This window comes from Pyxidicoccus sp. MSG2 (assembly GCF_026626705.1).
In the GTDB taxonomy this organism is placed as follows: domain Bacteria; phylum Myxococcota; class Myxococcia; order Myxococcales; family Myxococcaceae; genus Myxococcus.
In genome coordinates this window covers 3,914,058-3,932,572 of the sequence record NZ_JAPNKC010000001.1, presented here as the reverse complement: position 1 = coordinate 3,932,572, position 18,515 = coordinate 3,914,058, and the positions used below count along the sequence as shown (strand labels likewise).

Genomic DNA, 18,515 nt, shown 5'->3' with positions numbered 1-18,515 from the left:
GCGTCGTGAATCCGTCACTCCCGCACTGTTCGTTGGTCGTCAGTCACCGATGGGCGGATGCGGCCCCGGCATGGCGACTGGCGAACAGCCCTGGTGGGGCGGGTGGGTGTTGCTCCGAGGGCGTTCCCTCGGAAACTCCCCACATGAGGCATCGCGAATTCTCACAGCCCGACAAGTTCGCCGTCCCTGGGAAGACAGACTGTCGTGAGAGGGTTGCCGTTGGACCCGATCATGGAAAGTTCTTCCCATCATGGGCTCCGATGACCTCTTCGCACAGACCGTCCTGTCTACCGCCGGGGGCGCCGTGGCTGGCGTCGTGAACCGGTCCGACGTGGAGCTGCGGGAAGGCTCCATGCTGGGGAACTACCAGCTCGAGCGACTCCTCGGAGAGGGGTCCATGGGCAAGGTGTTCCAGGCGCGCCATGCGCGGCTGGGGCGTCAGGTGGCGCTCAAGGTGCTCAAGGCCGAGCACGCGCGGGACAGCGGCTTCGTGCAGCGCTTCTTCCAGGAGGCGCGCACCGTCAACCAGATCAACCACGAGCACATCGTCGAAATCTTCGACTTCGTGGACGAGGGTGAGGGCGGGCACGTCTACTGCGTGATGGAGCTGTTGCGCGGGCAGAGCCTGTCATCGCTTGCCCAGGAGGAGAAGCTGACGCTCGCGCGCATCCAGCGCATCGTCGTGCAGGTGTGCGCGGCGCTGGGGGCGGCGCACCAGGTGGGGGTGGTGCACCGGGACATCAAGCCGGACAACCTCTTCATCATCCACCGCGCGGGCCAGCCGGACTTCGTGAAGGTGCTGGACTTCGGCGTGGCGAAGCTCCTCACGTCCGAGGGCAACACCACGGGGACGCTGGACGGCACCATCATCGGCACGCCCGCATACATGGCCCCGGAGCAGGCCGCGGGCCTGCAGGTGGACCCGCGCGCGGACGTCTACGCGGTGGGCAACATCCTCTTCGAGCTGCTCTCCGGGCGGCCGCCCTTCCTGGCGCCGGCCTTCGGACAGCTGGTGGTTCAAATCATCACCCAGCCGCCGCCGCCGCTGCCCACGCACCTGCCCTCGGGCGAGCCGCTGCCGCCGAAGTTGTCCGAGCTCGTCCTCCGCTGCCTCGCCAAGGAGCCGGAGGCGCGGCCGCAGAGCCTGGCGGAGGTGACCACGGCGCTGTTGATGTTGCCCACGACGCCCGCGCAGACGGCGTCCGCCGCCGAGGCGGTGGACCCCTCGGAGCGGCCCACGCAGCGGATGCGCGCGGCGGTGGGGCGGTTGCCTCCCCGCGTGGCGCTGGCGGCCGGCGCGGCGGTGCTGGCGCTGGTGTCCGGCGTGCTCACCTGGTCCGGGCTCCGGCTCGCGCGCGAGCCCGCGCTTGCGCCCGCGCCGCTGATGCCGGGAGCCGCGTCGGTGGTGGCGGCGGCGGAGGCGCCCACGGCCGTGGCGCACGGGCCCGTCACCCTCACGGTGCGCTCGTTCCCGGAAGGGGCGAAGGTGCTGCGCGCGGACACGGGCGAGGTGCTGGGCGTCACGCCGCTCATCAAGGAGCTCCCCGGGGGCAACGCGCCCATCGGCCTGCGGGTGGAGCTGGCCGGCTACGTCCCGGCGGAGCGGGTGGTGCGGCTGGACGAGCATGCGTCGCTGGAGTTTCCGCTCGCCAAGGCCCAGACGGCGCCCCGGCACGCGCCGGGCCCCTCGCGGCCGGAAACCCGGAAGGAGAAAAAGGGGCGCGATAGGGTCATCGACCCGTTCGCGGCCCCGTAGCGGTCTGTCGCGGGTCCCGCGGGTGCTGCTGGTGGTGGTGGCGCCGTCGTCCGCATGGGCGGCGTGAGGCATCCTTCCAGGTCCACCTGGCTTCCACCTCGCTGGGGAGTGTGGGGCGTCCTGCCGGGTCCGCTCCCTCGGCACCACTCGGGGCCGGACGTCGGACGCTCAGCGGGGCGCGGCGGCCTGGGCCATGACCTGCGCGGCGATGCGGCCGATGCGCTCGTTGAAGCCCTCCGCGTCATGGAAGGTGAGGCGCACGTCGCCTACCTGGAGCTGAAGGCCCGGCCGCAGGACGGCGGGCTGCTCGGGCTCCAGCGACACGCCTTCCAGCGACACGGGGCGCGAGCCGGGCAGGCGCGTCACCTGCCACTGCCCGTCCGGCGTGGGGCTCAGGACGAGCTGCTCGCGGGACACCGTGGCGTCATTGACGACCATGGCGTTGTGCGAGGCGCGCCCCAGGCCGATGGGGCCCCGCTCGGCCATGGCCACCAGCTCGAAGCACATGGCGTCCCCGGCGGGCAGGCAGTCGCGCAGGTCCGTCAGCGGCAGCCGCGTGGCCGCCACGTTGCCCTCCAGCGTCTCCGGGACGTTCCACGCACCCGCCTCCCACACCAGCCACGGGTGTGGGTACTTGGCGCGAAACTTCTCCTTGAGTGCCAGGTGCTGACGCACGAGCAGCGAGAGCAACAGAGCGCGGGCCATGAGGACTCATAACCTCCCTCAGGGCAGCGTGCGGCACAAGCCGCAACAGGTTGTCCACGGGTCCACGAATCGGCGGGGCACCCCCACTCGCGCGCGGGCCGGGGCCTGTAGTACACCCACTCCCACATGCTGTCGCAGGTCCCATGCGGCGCCTGCTGATCGCCCCTCCGTCAAGGCCCCCAGCCTCCTGGAAACGTGATGCGCCGTCTGTCCGCCGTCGTGCTGTGCGCGACCCTGTGGGTCGCCTGTGAAGACTCTCCGGCCTCCGGAACCCCGCCGCCCCCGCCCTTCACCCAGACGTTCCCCGACGGAGGGACGCCGGACGCCGGGCCCCAGGAGCCCTCGGCGTGCCAGCGCGACACGGTGGTGCACGGCGCGCCCATGTCGCTCCTGTCGGAGCTGCAGCTGGAGATGAGCCGCGCGACGACGGGCGAGGCGCGCGTGGCGGCCATCGACCGCTTCGTGGCGCTGGTGGCCGAGCAGGGCGGCGCGCCGCTGGTGAATGACGCCAGCTCCATCCGCCCCCGGGTGGCCTTCTTCGTGCGCGGCGACGCCGGGCGGGACACCTTCGTGGCGGGCGCCTTCAACGAGTGGTCCGCCACCGCCACGCCGCTGGTGCAGGTGCGGGACACGGACCTGTACGTGGCGGAGGTGGACATCCCCCGCACCGGCCCGCAGCCGTACAAGCTGGTGAAGGCCGGCAACTACTTCCAGGACCCGGCCGCGCACCACGTGGTGTGGGACGGCCTCAACCGCAACGACGTGGGGCAGTTCAACTCGCTGGTGTACCCGGGCCTGCAGGACAAGACGAAGGGCCGGCTCACCGCGTGGTACGGCGTGCACGCCACCGCCCTGGACGACGCGCGAGACGTCTTCGTGTACACGCCCGCGGCGTACGACGGACCGGACTGCCCGTCACTGCCCGTCATGTACTTCCACGACGGCAACGAGAGCCTCACCCGCGAGTCCTTTGCCGAGGCCGCGGACGGCTGGTACGCGGCCCACCCGGGGGACTCGGCGGTGCTCGTCTTCGTGGCGCTGCCCAACCAGAACGTGCGCCTGGCGCAGTACACCTTTCCCCCGAAGAAGGACCCGAACTGGCCCACGCCGCTGGGCAACGAGTACCTGGGCTTCCTCCGCGATGACCTGATGCCGCGCGTGGAGGCGGCCTTCCGGGTGAAGACGGGGCCCCAGGACACCGGCATCTCCGGCGCGTCGCTGGGCGGCCTCATCTCCGTGTACGCGGGCTTCCAGATGCCGGAGCGCTTCGGCTTCGTGGGCTGCCAGTCCGGCTCGCTCTTCTGGCCGCACGACGGGCAGATTGACCGGGATGACGGCAACGCGATGGTGGTCCGCGCGGGGCAGGACCCGGTGGTGGCGCTGCGCTTCTACGTGGACCACGGCTCGCCCACCGCGGGCTGCACCCGCGACGGAGAGGAGGGCGGCGACGACTGCCAGTCCAGCCTCCAGTTCGTCGCGGCGCTCAAGGGCAAGGGGTACACCGTGGCGCACTGGAACGAGCCGGGCGCCGCGCACGACTGGTCCTTCTGGAAGAAGCGCCTGCCGAAGCTCCTGTGCTCCTTCCGCAACGCGGACCCGAAGGTGTGCGGCCTGTAGGCCGTCAGCGCTTCACAGCTTCGCGGCGATGGCCCGGGCCAGCCGGCCCGGGGCTCCCGCGTCGAGCGAGAGGAAGAGGCGAGGCTCCGTCACCTCCACCTCCTGGAGCCGCGGGTGGCCGGCGTTGTCGGTGGCCACGTCCACGCGCGCGTAGAGCAGGGGCTGGCCAATGGCCTCCAGCACGGACTGGGCCAGCCGGACTTCCGCCGGGTTGTCGGGCGTGAAGGTGCGGGGCTCGGAGAAGCCGCGCGGCGCGCTCGGCAGCGTGGGCGGCCGGTGCACCGCGTGGCTGAAGGCCCCGTCGAAGGAGATGTAGCTGCGCTCGCCCTCCGTCTCGAAGGAGGTGAGGTAGGGCTGCACCATGACCTCGCACCCGGCGGCCAGCTCGGTGACGCGCGCGGTGGCCTCCTTCGCGTCCGAGCGGGGGAAGACGTACGTCTTCAGCGCGCCCGCGGACACGGCGGGCTTGAGCACCACCGCGTCCCAGCCGCGCTCGCGGGCCAGCGCGCCCACGTCCAGGCCGCCGCCGCGCTCCACCCAGACGGTGGGCGTCACCGGGACGCCCTTCGCCTCCAGCTCGCGCAGGTACAGCTTGTGCGTGTTCCAGCGCAGGACGTCGGCCGGGTTGTAGAGGCGGGTGAGGCGGCCCACACGCTCCGCCCAGGCGACGAACTCGTCGCGCCGCAGGTGCGCGTCCCACGTGTAGCGGACCACGGCCACGCGCACGGTGCGCCAGTCCACGGCCGGGTCGTCCCAGACGACGGGGCGCGCGTCCACGCCCAGGTCCGCCAGCGCGGGCAGGAGCGGGTAATCGAACGCGTCGAGCTGGGGCAGGCCGGAGTAGGTGAGGACGGCGACGTCCAAGGTGCGGGCTCCTGGTGGGGAATCGGCGGCGCCTTGATAGCGCGGACGGCGCGGGGACGCAGCGGTTTGCTCGCCTGCCCGCCCCTACGAGGACGGCGGACGTCAGGCCCGTGCGGTGAGTTTGCGGCTGGTGGGCACGTGGTCCGCTTCTTCCTGTGCCGCCACCGCGCGGCGCGCCTGCTCCTGCGCTTCGCGCGCCGCCTGCGCCATCAGCGCCTGCCCGCGGGGGAAGGGTGCCGCCGCGCCTTCCAGGGCGAGCAACTGCGAGCGCAGCTCCGCGCCGGTGGCGGTGCGGCGCGCCGGGTCCCTCTCCAAGAGGCGCATCACCACCGCGTCCAGCGCCGCGGGCACCTCCGGGTTGAGGCGCGACGGCGGCTCCACCTGCTGGTCCACCGCCGCGCGCAGCAGCAGCTCATCCGTGGCGGCGTGCAGCGCGCGTCGTCCGGTGAGAGCTTCATAGAGGGTGAGCCCGAGCGCGAAGAGGTCCGCGCGCCCGTCGAAGGGCCGGCCCATGGCCTGCTCGGGGGCCATGTACCCCAGCTTGCCGCGCACGCTGCCGGCCATGGTGAGCTGGGCGCGCGCCGCGCCCCGGGCGATGCCGAAGTCCGACAGCTTCACGTCGCCGAAGCGGGACACCAGCACGTTGGGTGGGTTGAGGTCTCTGTGCACCAGGTGCAGCGGCTGGCCGTCCGGGCCCGTCTTGCGGTGGAGGTAGTCCAGTGCGGACGCCAGCTCCGCGGCGACGTACGTGGCGGCCGCCAGCGGCAGGGGCTTGCGTCCCAGCGACCTGGAGAGGCTGCTCAGCGGCAGCCCGTCCACGAACTCCATGGCGAGGAAGTAGGTGCCGCCGTGGCGGCCCAGATCGAACACCTGGACGATGTTGGGGTGGTTGAGCGAGGAGCACAGCTCCGCCTCGTGGCGGAAGAGGGTGACGAACTCCTCGTTGTCCGTGAAGGCCGGGAGGATGCGCTTGAGGGCCACCGCCTTCTGGAAGCCGCCCTCGGGGCAGTAGGTGGCGCGGTACACCTCCGCCATGCCGCCCGCGCCGATGCGCTCGTGCAGCACGTACTTGCCCATGACCTCCTGCTCGCGCAGGGCGGACAGCGCGCCCCGGGTGAGCTGGAGGAAGTGGCGCGCGAGGATGGCGGTGAAGACGCCCGCGGCGACGAAGAAGAAGGCGCGCGTGGCGATGAAGCGCGGGGTGAGGGTGATGAGCGTCTCGTCCGGCAGGAGCGGCCGCACGAAGAGGAAGTAGATGCCCAGGTACTCCGCGGCGACGAGGATGCCGGCGGAGAGCGCCAGCCGCGGGTTGCTGCGCAGCGTGGCCAGCGTAATCAGCGTGGGCCAGATGACGAGCGTGGGCGCGGTGAGCGCGTAGACGGGCCCCTGGTAGCGCAGGTCGAAGGCCAGCACCACCGCGGGGATGCTCACCTCGATGGCCACGTTGATCCACGGCACCACCGGGTGGAACACGCCCGAGCGCAGCACCCGCCACAGCACCGTGTACCAGACGCACAGCACCGCGGAGAGCCCCATCAGCGCCTGCGTCAGCCCCCAGCCCAGCGAGGGCCCCAGCGCCGCCGCCACCACCACCGAGGCACCGGACAGGCCCGCCATGAAGCGGGCCACGGACAGCTCCCGACCCTGTGCGTCCCGGCGCAGGTGGCTGTCGAGGAAGCGCGAGACGGGACTCGTCTGGGTGTGGGAGGTCATGATGTGGGTGCTCTTATGAATGGATGGCGTGCCAAAGGCTGAAGTACCAAAGATTGCGACACCATGCGTGTGAGGCTAACGCACTGCGCGACCAGGATGCCTGCTGGGACTCCAGGGCGCTGGACTCAGTACGTAAGGTGTCGCTGAAATGTTTCACGGGGTACGCTCCGTGCGTGCCAAGGACCTGCCACCTTCCCCGTGGCGGTGTCCGCCGGGAGACCCACGAAATGCGAATGTCCCCACGCTTCCTGCTGGCCGCGCTTGGCGCGGTCCTGCTCTTCCACGCCGGATGTTCGGACGACCCCGCCTGCAAGGGGGATGGCTGCGGCGTTGCCCCGCCCGTCTGTGGCAACAACGTGAAGGAGGGAAGCGAGCAGTGCGACGACGGCAACACCACCAACGGTGACGGTTGCCAGGCGGACTGTACGCCGACGCCGACGGGGGGCGGCCAATGTGGGAACGGGCGCGTGGACGGCCTGGAGGTATGCGACGACGGCAACATCGCCGACGGTGACGCCTGCGCTTCGGACTGCTCGTTCGCCACCACCCGCTGCGCCGCCGCGTCCGCGCCGGCGCTTCCGAGCGGGGCCACCTGCGAGGTGACGAAGGCCGGCAACGGCGCGCGCCTCTTCACGGGCGTGGTGCTGAAGGACGGCGAGACGCTACTGGGCGGCCAGGTGCTGGTGGACGACAAGGGCATCATCCAGTGCTCCGCATGTGACTGCGCCGGCGCGGCCGGCGCGGCCGAGGCCACGCAGGTGTCGTGCCCGACGGGTGTCATCTCCCCGGGCCTCATCAACCCGCACGACCACATCACCTTCCCCGACAAGCCGTATGTCGGCACGGAGGAGCGCTTCGAGCAGCGCCAGGACTGGCGCCGCGGCCTGGGCGGGCACACCCGGGTGGACAACAACGGCAGCAAGACGGCCAGCGACATCATCGGCTTCCAGGAACTGCGGCAGCTGATGGCCGGCACCACCTCCGTCGCGGGCGCCGGTGGCTCTCCGGGCCTGTTGCGCAACGTGGACGTCAGCACGCTGGCCCGCCAGGAGGGGCTCGAGGAGGGCTACGCGGACTCGGACACCTTCCCGCTGGGCGACTCCGCGGGTGAGACGCTGACCACGGGTTGCAGCTACCCGGCGCTGCCGTCGTCCTCCGGGCTGCCGAAGGTGGGCGCCTACCTGCCGCACATCGCCGAGGGCATCGACGAGCGGGCGCTCAACGAGTTCCGCTGTCTGTCCGCGGGCAACTCCGACGTGCTCTTCGCGCGCACGTCCATCATCCACGGCATCGGCCTGACGGCGAAGGAGATGGCGAGCATGGCGGCGCGGGGCACCGGCCTCATCTGGTCGCCGCGCTCCAACATCGCGCTGTACGGCGACACGGCCATGGTGCCGGCCTTCAAGCACCTGGGGGTGAACATCGCCCTGGGCACCGACTGGATTCAGTCCGGCTCCATGAACCTGCTGCGCGAGCTGCAGTGCGCGGACTACCTCAACGCCACGTACTTCGCGAAGACGCTGTCCGACGAGCAGATGTGGCGCATGGTGACGGCCAACGCCGCGGACGCCACGGACATCTTCGAGAAGGTGGGCCGCATCGCCAACGGCAAGGTGGGAGACCTGTCCATCTACCGGCTGCGCACCTTCGCCGCCTCGCCGCACCGCGCGGTCATCACCGCCAACCCGGAGGACGTGGTCCTCACCATGCGCGGCGGCAAGGCGCTCTACGGCGACGGCACCCTGGTGGACGGGCTGAAGGGCACGGACACCTGCGACACCCTGGACGTCTGCGGCGCCGCCAAGGCGGTGTGCCTCAAGGGCGAGGTGGGCAAGGACCTGACGGCCCTGAAGGCGGCCAACAGCACCGCCTACCCGCTGTTCGCCTGCAACGGCCCGCCGGAGAACGAGCCGGTGTGCTCGCCCCGCCGCGCCTCCACGGACCCGAAGTGGCTGGCGTCCCGCAACAACTCCACCGTCTACACGAGCGAGGTGACCGCGGACGACAAGGACGGCGACGGCATCGCCGACAGCGCGGACAACTGCCCGACCATCTTCAACCCGGTGCGGCCGGTGGACAACGGCGCGCAGGCGGACTCGGACGGGGACCGCGTGGGCGACGCGTGTGACCCGTGCCCGCTGGCGGCCAACACCACCACCTGCACCACGCCGAACCCCGCGGATGACGACGGCGACGGCGTGGCCACCTGGAAGGACAACTGCCCCTTCCTGGCCAACCCGGGCCAGGCGGACGGGGACTCGGACGGCAAGGGTGATGCGTGCGACGGCTGCCCCGCGCAGGCCGGCGGCACGTGCGCCAACCCGGACCCCACGGACCCCGACCGCGACGGCGTGCTGACGCCCGGCGACAACTGCGCGTACCTGGCCAACCCGGACCAGAAGGATACGGACGGTGACGGCCAGGGCGACGCGTGTGACCCGTGCGCGGCGGCCAACCCCGACGGCGCCTCGTGCCCCACCACCATCCAGGAGATGAAGACGCCGGTGAACGGCGCCATTACGCTGCTCAACACCAAGGTGGCGCTGTCCGACGTCATCGTCACCGCGCTGAACGCCACCGGCACCAGCGGCTACTTCGTCCAGGCCGCGCCGCAGGGCCAGAGCGCGGACTACTCCGCCATCTACGTCTTCGGGCCCAAGGCGGACGTCGCCGTGGGCGACCGGCTGGACATCAGCCAGGCGACGCTGGCGCTCTACCGCGGGCTGCTGGAGCTGACGAACGTGACGTTCACCAAGCGCAGCGCGGGCAACGTGCTGCCGGCCCCCGTGGTGGTCCGCACCGAGGAGGTGCGCACCGGCGGGCCTCGCGCCGAGAAGCTGGACGGCGTGCTGCTGCAGGTGCGCGACGTCACCCTCACGGGTGCCACCAACAGCTTCGACGAGTTCATCGTCGACGAGAACCCGAGCGGCGACGGCGCCACCACCGGCCTCAAGGTGGATGACCAGGCCTTCGACTACCCGCTGCAGGCGCCGGGCACGAAGTACGTCTCGCTGACGGGCGTGCTGACCTTCAGCTTCAACGAGTACAGGCTGCTGCCGCGCAGCGCGAATGACATGCGCGTCCCGCTGCCGCCGCTGCCCGCGCTGACGGGCTTCACGGGCGGGGACTTCATCCGCGTGGGCTCCGCCTCCGGGAACACCTTCCCGACCGTGCTCACCGTGACGATGGCCTCCACCTTCCCCGAGGAAGTCTCCGTGGCCATCACCTCCAGTGACTCCACGGCGCTGACCGCGGTGGCGGGCGGGGTGCTCATCCCCGCGGGCCAGACGTCCGCGACGGTGAGGCTGGACCCGCTGGCCCAGGCCGCCGCCGTCACCCTGACGGCGACGCTGGGTGACTCCACGCGGCAGCACACGGTGCGCGTGCTGGGGCAGAACGAGCAGCCCACGGTGCACCAGCTCACCCCGGCCGCGGTGACGATGGTGCCGGGTGGCACGGTGACGCTGACGGTGGAGCTGGACCGGCCGGCGCCCGCCAACACCACCGTGGCGCTGAGCGTGGACCCGGCGACGGGTTTCGGCACCTTCGGGGTGGCGAACGCGACGCTGGCGGTGGCGACGGATGCCACCCGGGCGACCTTCACCTTCACCGCGGACGCGGACGCCACGGGCACCACGGGCACGGTGACGGCGACGCTGGGTAGCAGCGCCAGCACCACCGTGACGCTGGACCAGGACGCGCCGCGGCTGGTGTCCGTGGAGGCGCTCGAGGCGGGCCCGGTGCCCGCCGGTGGCACCCGCGAGTTCCGGGTGACGGTGGACCGCCCGGTGACGGCGGACACGGCGGTGGCGCTGGCGGCCACGCCGGGCACGGCGGGGGCGCGCTACGGCTCGGTGCCCGCCACGGTGACGCTGACCACGGGCCAGACGGAGGCCACCTTCACCTTCACCGCCGACGCGGACGGTGGGGGCGCGGGCAAGGTGTCCGCCTCGCTGTTCGGCATCACCCGGCAGGCGGACCTCACGGTGACGCCGCCGCCGCCGAAGCTCAGCACGCTGTCTCCGGCGACGGCGACGGTGATGACGGGCAAGACGTTCACCTTCACGGTGACGCTGGACCGCCCCGCCCAGACGGACGAGACGGACGTGGCGCTGACGCTGGAGCCCGCGACGGGCGTGGGCTCGGTGCCGGCCACGGTGCGCGTGGCGCGTGATGCCACGACGGCCACGTTCACCTTCACGGCGAACAACGTGGATGCCCCGGCGCAGGTCGCCCTCAAGGCGAGCTTCGGCGGCGTGGAGAAGACGGCCCAGGTGACGGTGGACGTCCCCGCGGGCGCGGGCCTGGTCATCAACGAGGTGGACTACGACATGCCCGGCGCCGGTGACTCGATGGAGTTCGTGGAGATCTACAACTCGTCCTCCAGGTCCGTGTCGCTGACCACTCTGTTCCTCGTGCTCGTCAACGGCAGCAACATGACGAGCTACCAGAAGGTGGCCCTGTCCGAGGTGGCGGGTGGCGCGCTCGGCGCCGGGGAGTACCTGGTCATCGGCTCCGCCAACGTGGTCGGCCCCCTGGCCGGACGCCCCGGAGTGAAGACGCTGCAGAAGGGCACCACGGACTACATCCAGAACGGTGCTCCGGATGCCGCGGCCATCTACGACTCGGCGCAGGACGCGCTCATCGACTCCATCTCCTACGAGGGCAACGTGACGCAGGCCACCATCGCCGGCTCGACGAAGAAGTTCGACCTGCGTGAGGGGACGGCGGACACGGCGAAGCTGGAGGACAGCGGCACGGTGGCCGGCTCGCTGTCGCGCGGCGCGGACTCCGCCGACACCAACGTCAACTTCGCGGACTTCCACTTCACCACCAGCATCACCCCGGGAGCGGTCAACGCCATCACCACGCCGCCTCCTCCGGCGCCGTGACGCTGGCGCGGCAGGTGGCCGCGCGAGCAGGTGAGAGGAATTGAGACGGGCGGCCCCTGCGATGTCAGGGGTCGCCCGTTGCATTTCAGGGCTCCGGTGCTCCGGGCCCCCGGGCCGGAAGAGAGGGATTGCGTGGCCTACCGCGCCTGCGTCCCGTCCGTCACCAGGCGGTGCAGCGCGCCCACCAGCGGGGCGTAGTCCAGCGTGGCGCGGAAGAGGTTCTGGTGCACCAGCACGCCCATGTACCCGCCGAAGAGGCCGTGGGCCGCGTGCAGCGCGTCCACGTCCTGGCGGAACTCGCCCGTCTTCTGGCCGTGGCGGATGATGCCCTCCAGCACCTTCGCGTAGACGGCCAGCTTCTCGCGGATGGCGTCCGCCACGCGGTCATTCGACTCCGCCGCCTCGGCCGCCAGCATGGCGAAGAAGATGCCGTACTCGCGGTGGCAGCGCAGGAACTCCTGGGTGCGCTCGGTGAAGGACTGGAGCTGCTCCCGGGCCGGGCGGCTCCGGGCCTCCTGGAGGTGGCTGTTGAACTCACGCACGCAGCGCTGGTGCAGCTCTTCGATGGCCGCCAGCAGCAGGTCTTCCTTCGTGGGGAAGTGCCAGTACAGCGCCCCGGGCGTCATCCGGATGGCGCGGGACAGGTCCGCCATCGTCGTGGCGAGGAAGCCGCGGCGGGAGAACAGGGTGATGGCTGCCTCGAGGATTTCCACCCGCGTGCGCGCCGCCCGTTCCTGTTTGATTTCCCGCTGTGCAGGTTCCCTACCCATATCAATGCAACTCTATACCTCATGCCATCAGGGTTACCTTTACGATCTCCGGCGGTGAGCCGACTCGCAGCGGCGGACCCCAGAAGCCTGTTCCCCGGCTGACATAGAGATGGCGGTCTCCCTCCTGGAAGTGGCCCGCGTCGTGTTGCCAGATGGCGGACACCGCCAGCGTGAAGGGGAAGAACTGGCCGCCGTGCGTGTGGCCGGAGAGCTGCAGTCCCATGCCCGCCTTCGCCGCCTCCACCCAGTTCGACGGCTGGTGCGCGAGCAGCACGGAGGCGCGCTCCACATCCCTGCCAGCGATTGCGGCGTTCAGGTCGTAGCCCTGCCGGGTGTTCCGCGCGGCCCAGTCATCCACGCCCACCAGGTCGAACGAGGCGGCCGCGTCGCCGATGCGCACGTGCCGGTTGCGCAGCACGTGGATGTCCATGCGCTCCAGCGCGTCCGCCCACGCGGCGGCGTTCCAGTAGTACTCGTGGTTGCCGGTGATGAAGTACGTGCCGTGGCGTGACTTCAAGTCCCGCAGCGCGGAGACGGCGGGGGACAGCGACTTCACATTCCCGTCCACCAGGTCTCCGGTGATGCACACGAGGTCCGGGCGCAGCGCGTCGCAGCGCGCCACCAATTCCTCCATGAAGCGGCGCTGGATGACGGGGCCCACGTGGATGTCGCTGAGGTGCACAATCGTGAAGCCGTCCAGCGCGCGGGGCAGGCCGGGCAGGCGCACCGCCACCTCGCTCACCACCGGCTCGTGGAAGGCGCGCCACATGCCGAAGCCCGTGACGCCGCCCGTGGCGAGCAGCGCGCCGCCCGCGGTGGCTCGCGCGAGGAAGCGGCGGCGCTCCACGTCCACGGGCCGGGAGGGCTCCGGTGCCCTGACGACGGACATGGGGGCCACGGCCTCGGTGGGGAGGGTCCGTGGCTCTGTCGCCATGGCGAGCGACTCCGCCCGCCGGGTCGCTCCCACCATCACCGGACCCGCCCCTGGCGCCACCGTCATCGGAGCCGCCCGGGCCGGCATCGCCGGACCCGCCCCCGGCGGCGTCGTCAGGGCCTCCCTCCGCCCCCGCGCCCGGGCCACCCACCCCACCACCCGGCGGATGCCCCCCGCCACCCAGAAGGCGAACAGCAGGTAGGTGGCCGCGCCCATCCACGTCCACACCGCGGTGGCCACGGCGAAGGTGGCGTCCAGCGGCAGGAAGCGCGTCACGGACCAGGACAGCACGAGCGGCACGGCCAGCGCCGCCATCACCCACCCGCCCAGCCGACGCCACCGGGGGTTGTCCGACGTATCCACGAACAGGCGCCGGTACAGGTAGATGTGGGCGAGCAGCGTGACGACGGCTGACACGACGGCGAAGACGATGAAGCGAACCGGCGAATCCATGGACTTCCAATAGCCGTCCCCCCGGGGCGCACCGCAATGCAATCCGTGTGAAGAAGTGTGGACCGCGAGCGAAATGGGGCTAAACGACCCCGTCCTCCTGCAACCCTGAAACAGCTGGCTGCCTGGAGGGGCGCCGAGAGCCGTTCTCGCGGTACAAGTAGACGAGGTTTGGCCGTATACACCGCCCCCGCCGGACGGCCCCTGGCGCTTCGCCTCTCGTGAGACGGCGCGAGCCGCCAGTCGGACGTGCTCGCACTCACCCGGAGGAAGAACCGATGCGCAAGGACATGAACGCGGGAGCTCGCGCCCTGTGGGGGCTGCTGCTCGGAGCCCTGCTGATGGCCGGCTGCGAGCGGGAGCCGGGCCCTGCTGGAGACGCCGCCACGCCCCAGGCCCCCACCTCCACAACGCGGGCCTCCCGGCTGGTGGTGCCCCAGGGCAACCTGCCCCGGCTGGCCGCGGGCGCGCAGCACTCGCTCTACATCGCCCCCGGAGGCACGGTGTGGGCGTGGGGCGGCAACACGGCGGGGCAGCTCGGTGGGGGGGACGTCTCCTTCCAGCACCTGGCGGCGGCGCAGGTGCCGGGGCTGACGGACGTGGTGGCGGTGGCGGCGGGGGACTCGCACTCGCTGGCGCTGCGCTCGGACGGGACGGTGTGGACGTGGGGGAGCAACGCCTCCGGGCAGCTGGGCGACGGCACCCTCGTGGACCGCGCCACGCCGAAGCAGGTGCTGGCGGACGTGGTGTCGGTGGCCGCGGGCGAGTTCCACTCGCTGGCGCTGCGCGCGGACGGCACGGTGTGGACGTGGGGCATCAACTTCAATGGCCAGCTCGGCCGAGGCTCCACCTCCAGCAGCGACGCCGAGCCCAAGCCGGTGCCGGGCCTGACGGGAGTGGTGGCGCTGTCCGCCGGCTATGACTTCACCGTGGCGGCGCGCAACGACGGCACGGTGTGGGCCTGGGGCGCCAACGGCTCCGGCCAGCTCGGGGACGGCACCTCCACCCAGCGCCTGGTGCCGGTGAAGGTGGCCGGGCTCACCGGCATCACCGCCGTGGCCGCGGGCACCTACCACACGCTGGCGCTGCGCACGGACGGCACGGTGTGGGCGTGGGGCTCCAACGGCGCCGGCCAGCTCGGGGACGGCTCGTGGATGGACCGGCCCACGCCGGTGCAGGTGCCGGGCTTCTCGGACGTGAAGGCGGTGGCCGCGCAGGACTCCGGCTCGCTGGCGCTGCGCAAGACGGGCACCGTGCTCGCGTGGGGCTACAACGCCTCCGGGCAGCTCGGCGACGGCACCACCACGGAGCGGGGCGCCCCGGTGGCCGTGCAGTCTCTGAGCGCGGTGACGGCCCTGGCGGCGGGGGCGCAGCATGCGGTGGCGCTGCGCGCGGATGGCACGCTGTGGGGCTGGGGCGGCGGTGCGTCCGGCCAGCTCGGCCACGGCGGCTCCGAGCGGCACCTCTCCGCGGAGCCGGTGCTGCGGCTGACCGGGGTGTCATCGCTGGCCTCGGGCAGCTTCCACTCGCTGGGCCTGCTCTCGGACGGCTCGGTGTGGGCGTGGGGGCGCAACACCTATGGCCAGCTGGGGGACGGGACGCAGACGGAGCGCACCGCGGCGGTGCGGGTGGCGATGTCCGGTGTCGTCATCGCCGTGGCCGCGGCGAGCCACCACTCGGTGGCGCTGCGCTCGGACGGGACGGTGTGGACGTGGGGGCGCAACGCCTCCGGGCAGCTCGGCGATGGCACGACGAATGACCGCGCGGTGCCCGCGCAGGTGCCGGGGCTGACGGGCGTGGTGTCGGTGGCCGCGGGCGGCAGCCACGTGCTGGCGCTGCGCGGCGACGGCACGGTGTGGGCCTGGGGCTACAACGCGCTGGGGCAGTTGGGTGACGGCACCACGGTGAACCGGCCCACGCCGGTGCGCGCGTCGGGGCTGACGGGCGTGACGGCGGTGGCGGCCGGCACGTACTTCTCCATGGCGCTGCGCTCGGACAAGACGGTGTGGACGTGGGGCGAGGGCTACGAGGGGCAGTTGGGCGACGGCGCCGGGGTGCAGCGCACGACGCCGGTGATGGTGGCCGAGCTGACGGGCGTGACGGCGGTGGCCGCGGGCTCCGCGCACGCGCTGGTGGCGCGCACGGACGGCTCGGTGTGGGCCTGGGGTGACAACGCCGACGGGCAGCTCGGCGACGGCACGTGGTCGGACCGCTTCCGCCCGGTGAAGGTGTCCGGCCTGGAGGGCGTCACCAGTGTCAGCGGCGGGCGTTCCCACTCGCTGGCCCTGCTGTCCGACGGCACGCTGCGCGCCTGGGGCTCCAATGGCTATGGCCAGTTGGGGGACGGCACGCTGACCTCGCACTCGCTGCCCGCGGCGGTGCCGGGCGTGTCGGGGGTGAAGTCGCTGTGCCCCGGCTACCTGCACGTGCTGGCGCTGCGCCAGGACGGCACGGTGCGCGCGTGGGGCTACAACCGCTTCGGCCAGCTCGGCCTCGGCGTGGCCGGCTGGAGCCCGGTGCCGGTGCAGGTGCGCGGCTTCGGTCGCGAGGACCGGCTGGCGGCCGGCCGCGCTCACTCGCTGCTGGTTCGCAAGGACGGCACGGTGCTCGCGTGGGGGCAGAATGCTTCCGGCCAGCTCGGTGACGGCTCCAGCGTCCACCGCGCGGCGCCCGTCTCCGTGCCCGGGGTGCCCTGCGTCCGCTCCGTCTCCACCGGCCAGCAGCACACGCTGGCGCTGGCGTGTGACGGCACGGTGTGGGCGTGGGGCGCGAACAACCGGGGACAGCTCGGCAACGGCACGGCCTACGTGACGCGCTCCACGCCGGCCATGGTGGATGGCCTGTCGGGCGTGGTGTCCGTCGCGGCGGGCGGGGACTCGTCGCTGGCGCTGCGCGCGGACGGCTCCGTCTGGGGCTGGGGGAGCAACCTCACCGGGCAGCTCGGCGACGGCACCACGACGGACCGCTCCACCCCCCTCCAACTCAAGCGGCTGGGGGGCATGGTGGCGGTGACGCTGGGCGAGACGCACGGCCTGGGCCTGAGCGAGGACGGCACGCTGTGGGCCTGGGGCGCCAATGCCTCCGGGCAGCTCGGTGACGGCACCACCGTCAACAGCACCGTGCCCGTGCGGGTGCAGGGGCTGGAGGGGGTCATGTCCTTGGCGGCGGGGCGGGCCTTCTCGCTGGCCATCCGCCTGGACGGCACCCTGTGGTCGTGGGGGACGAATCCGTCCGGACAGCTCGGCGACGGCACCAACGTCGGCCACAACCTGCCCAAGCAGGTGCCGGGCCTGGAGGGTGTCACCGCCGTGTCCGCGGGCGCGCACCACGTGCTGGCGGTGCGCAACGACGGCACGGTGTGGGCCTGGGGCGACAACAGCCTCGGCCAGCTGGGTGACGGCTCGTACACGTCCGCGGGCGTGCCCAAGCAGGTGCCGGGAATGGCGGACGCCCTGGCCGTGGCCGCGGGCGAGCAATACGCCCTGGCGCTCCTGCGCGACGGCACGGTGCGCTCCTGGGGCAGCAACGAGTACGGCCAGCTGGGAGAGGTGGCCTCGGGCCCGCGCCTGGAGCCGGTGGCGGTGAAGGTGCAGGGGCCCAAAATCCGGCCGCCCGTGCTCGACGTGCGCGCCTGGCACCAGCACGCGCTGGTGCTGCTGGCGGACCACACCGTGCACGCGTGGGGTGACAACACCTACGGCCAGCTGGGCGACGGCAGCACGGTGAGCCGGTCCTCGCCCGCCGAGGTGATTGGGCTGATGGACGTGGAGGCGGTGTCCTCGGGCGTGTACCACTCGCTGGCGCTGCGCTCGGACGGCACGGTGTGGGCGTGGGGCGGCAACGGCTTCGGCCAGCTGGGTGACGGCACCACGTCTTCACGGCAACTGCCGGTACGGGTGGAAGGCCTGTCGGACGTGAAGGCCATCGCCGCGGGCAGCTACCACTCGCTGGCGGTGCGCGAGGACGGCACCGTGTGGACCTGGGGCTACAACGCCTTCGGGCAGCTCGGGGACGGCACCGCCGAGTCGCGCCTGATGCCGGTGCAGGTGGAGGGTGTCGAGGACGCGCGACTCGTCGCGGGCGGAGACCACCACTCGCTGGCGCTGCTCGACAACGGCACGCTGGTGGGCTGGGGCTACAACGCCAGCGGGCAGCTGGGCGACGGCACCACCACCACGCGCTACTCGCGGGTATCGGTGCTGGCGCTGGACGGTGTGGTGGAGGTGCAGGCCGGCGCGTACCACACGCTGGCGCGGCGCGAGGATGGCACGGTGTGGACGTGGGGCGACAACGGCTACGGCCAGCTCGGCACGGCCATCGGCAAGCCCCGCCTGGTGCCAGGGGCCGTCTCGGGCGTGGCGGGCGTGACGGCCATTGGTGCCGGAGCCCGGCACTCGCTCGCCGTGAGTCCGGAGGGCGCCGTCTGGACGTGGGGCCGCAACTCCCATGGCCAGCTCGGCAACGGGGACAGCATCTCCCACCCCGAGCCCGTGCTCGTGAAGGGGCTGGCCTCCACCCGCCACGTGTCCGCCGGCAGCGACTTCTCCATGGCCATGCTGGAGGACGGCACCGTGCTCAGCTGGGGCAGCAACCTCTACGGCACGCTGGGGCAGGGCGTCCGCGGAACCCGCGGCTCCCCCGGCACCGTGGTCATGCCCTGAGCCTGGAGCCGGGTGCGCGGGGGCCCACACGGTGCACCCCGCGTTGCCATGGAGATGCGCAGGCCATCCGGAAACATGCGCAACCCCGTTGCATTGACGTGCGTCCGTCCTTCGCTCACCATGAGTCGTGACAACTCCGGTTGTCCGAAAGCG

The 18,515-nt window shown here is 72.0% G+C and carries 9 protein-coding genes; 4 read left to right on the top strand and 5 right to left on the bottom strand.

The features are described from left to right. Positions 1-250 precede the first annotated feature (250 nt). The gene (locus OV427_RS14815) at positions 251-1,756 is read left to right on the top strand and encodes a serine/threonine-protein kinase (protein ID WP_267856753.1); all 1,506 of its coding nucleotides are present in this window, start codon (positions 251-253) and stop codon (positions 1,754-1,756) included. Between the two features lie 168 nt (positions 1,757-1,924). On the opposite strand, the gene OV427_RS14810 is transcribed toward OV427_RS14815, so the two are convergent. Then, positions 1,925-2,461 (bottom strand): FHA domain-containing protein, encoded by a 537-nt coding sequence (locus OV427_RS14810; protein ID WP_267856752.1) that lies wholly within the window; start codon positions 2,459-2,461, stop codon positions 1,925-1,927. A gap of 198 nt (positions 2,462-2,659) precedes the next feature. Between OV427_RS14810 and OV427_RS14805 the strand changes: the two genes are divergently transcribed. Next, on the top strand, positions 2,660-4,078 hold the full coding sequence (locus tag OV427_RS14805) for an alpha/beta hydrolase (protein ID WP_267856751.1): 1,419 nt from the start codon (positions 2,660-2,662) through the stop codon (positions 4,076-4,078). A 12-nt stretch (positions 4,079-4,090) separates the two neighbouring features. On the opposite strand, the gene OV427_RS14800 is transcribed toward OV427_RS14805, so the two are convergent. Next, a complete protein-coding gene (locus OV427_RS14800) occupies positions 4,091-4,942 on the bottom strand; it encodes an ATP-grasp domain-containing protein (RefSeq protein ID WP_267856750.1) in 852 nt (283 codons plus the stop codon). 102 nt (positions 4,943-5,044) lie between these two features. Next, entirely contained in the window at positions 5,045-6,655 is a 1,611-nt protein-coding gene (locus tag OV427_RS14795) for a serine/threonine-protein kinase (protein WP_267856749.1), read from the bottom strand. 227 nt (positions 6,656-6,882) lie between these two features. Here OV427_RS14795 and OV427_RS14790 point away from each other — a divergent pair, with 227 nt between their 5' ends. Next, a complete protein-coding gene (locus OV427_RS14790; protein WP_267856748.1) occupies positions 6,883-11,547 on the top strand; it encodes a lamin tail domain-containing protein in 4,665 nt (1,554 codons plus the stop codon). Between the two features lie 137 nt (positions 11,548-11,684). Here the strand turns inward: OV427_RS14790 and OV427_RS14785 are convergent, their stop codons facing one another. Next, positions 11,685-12,317 carry a TetR/AcrR family transcriptional regulator gene (locus OV427_RS14785; RefSeq protein WP_267856747.1) on the bottom strand — a complete coding sequence of 211 codons (633 nt, stop codon included), beginning with the start codon at positions 12,315-12,317 and terminating at the stop codon, positions 11,685-11,687. Positions 12,318-12,336: 19 nt separating this feature from the next. After that, positions 12,337-13,704 (bottom strand): metallophosphoesterase, encoded by a 1,368-nt coding sequence (locus OV427_RS14780; protein ID WP_267856746.1) that lies wholly within the window; start codon positions 13,702-13,704, stop codon positions 12,337-12,339. A 275-nt stretch (positions 13,705-13,979) separates the two neighbouring features. On the opposite strand from OV427_RS14780, the gene OV427_RS14775 reads away from it, so the two are divergent. Then, positions 13,980-18,362 carry a chromosome condensation regulator RCC1 gene (locus OV427_RS14775; protein WP_267856745.1) on the top strand — a complete coding sequence of 1,461 codons (4,383 nt, stop codon included), beginning with the start codon at positions 13,980-13,982 and terminating at the stop codon, positions 18,360-18,362. Positions 18,363-18,515: the final 153 nt, after the last annotated feature.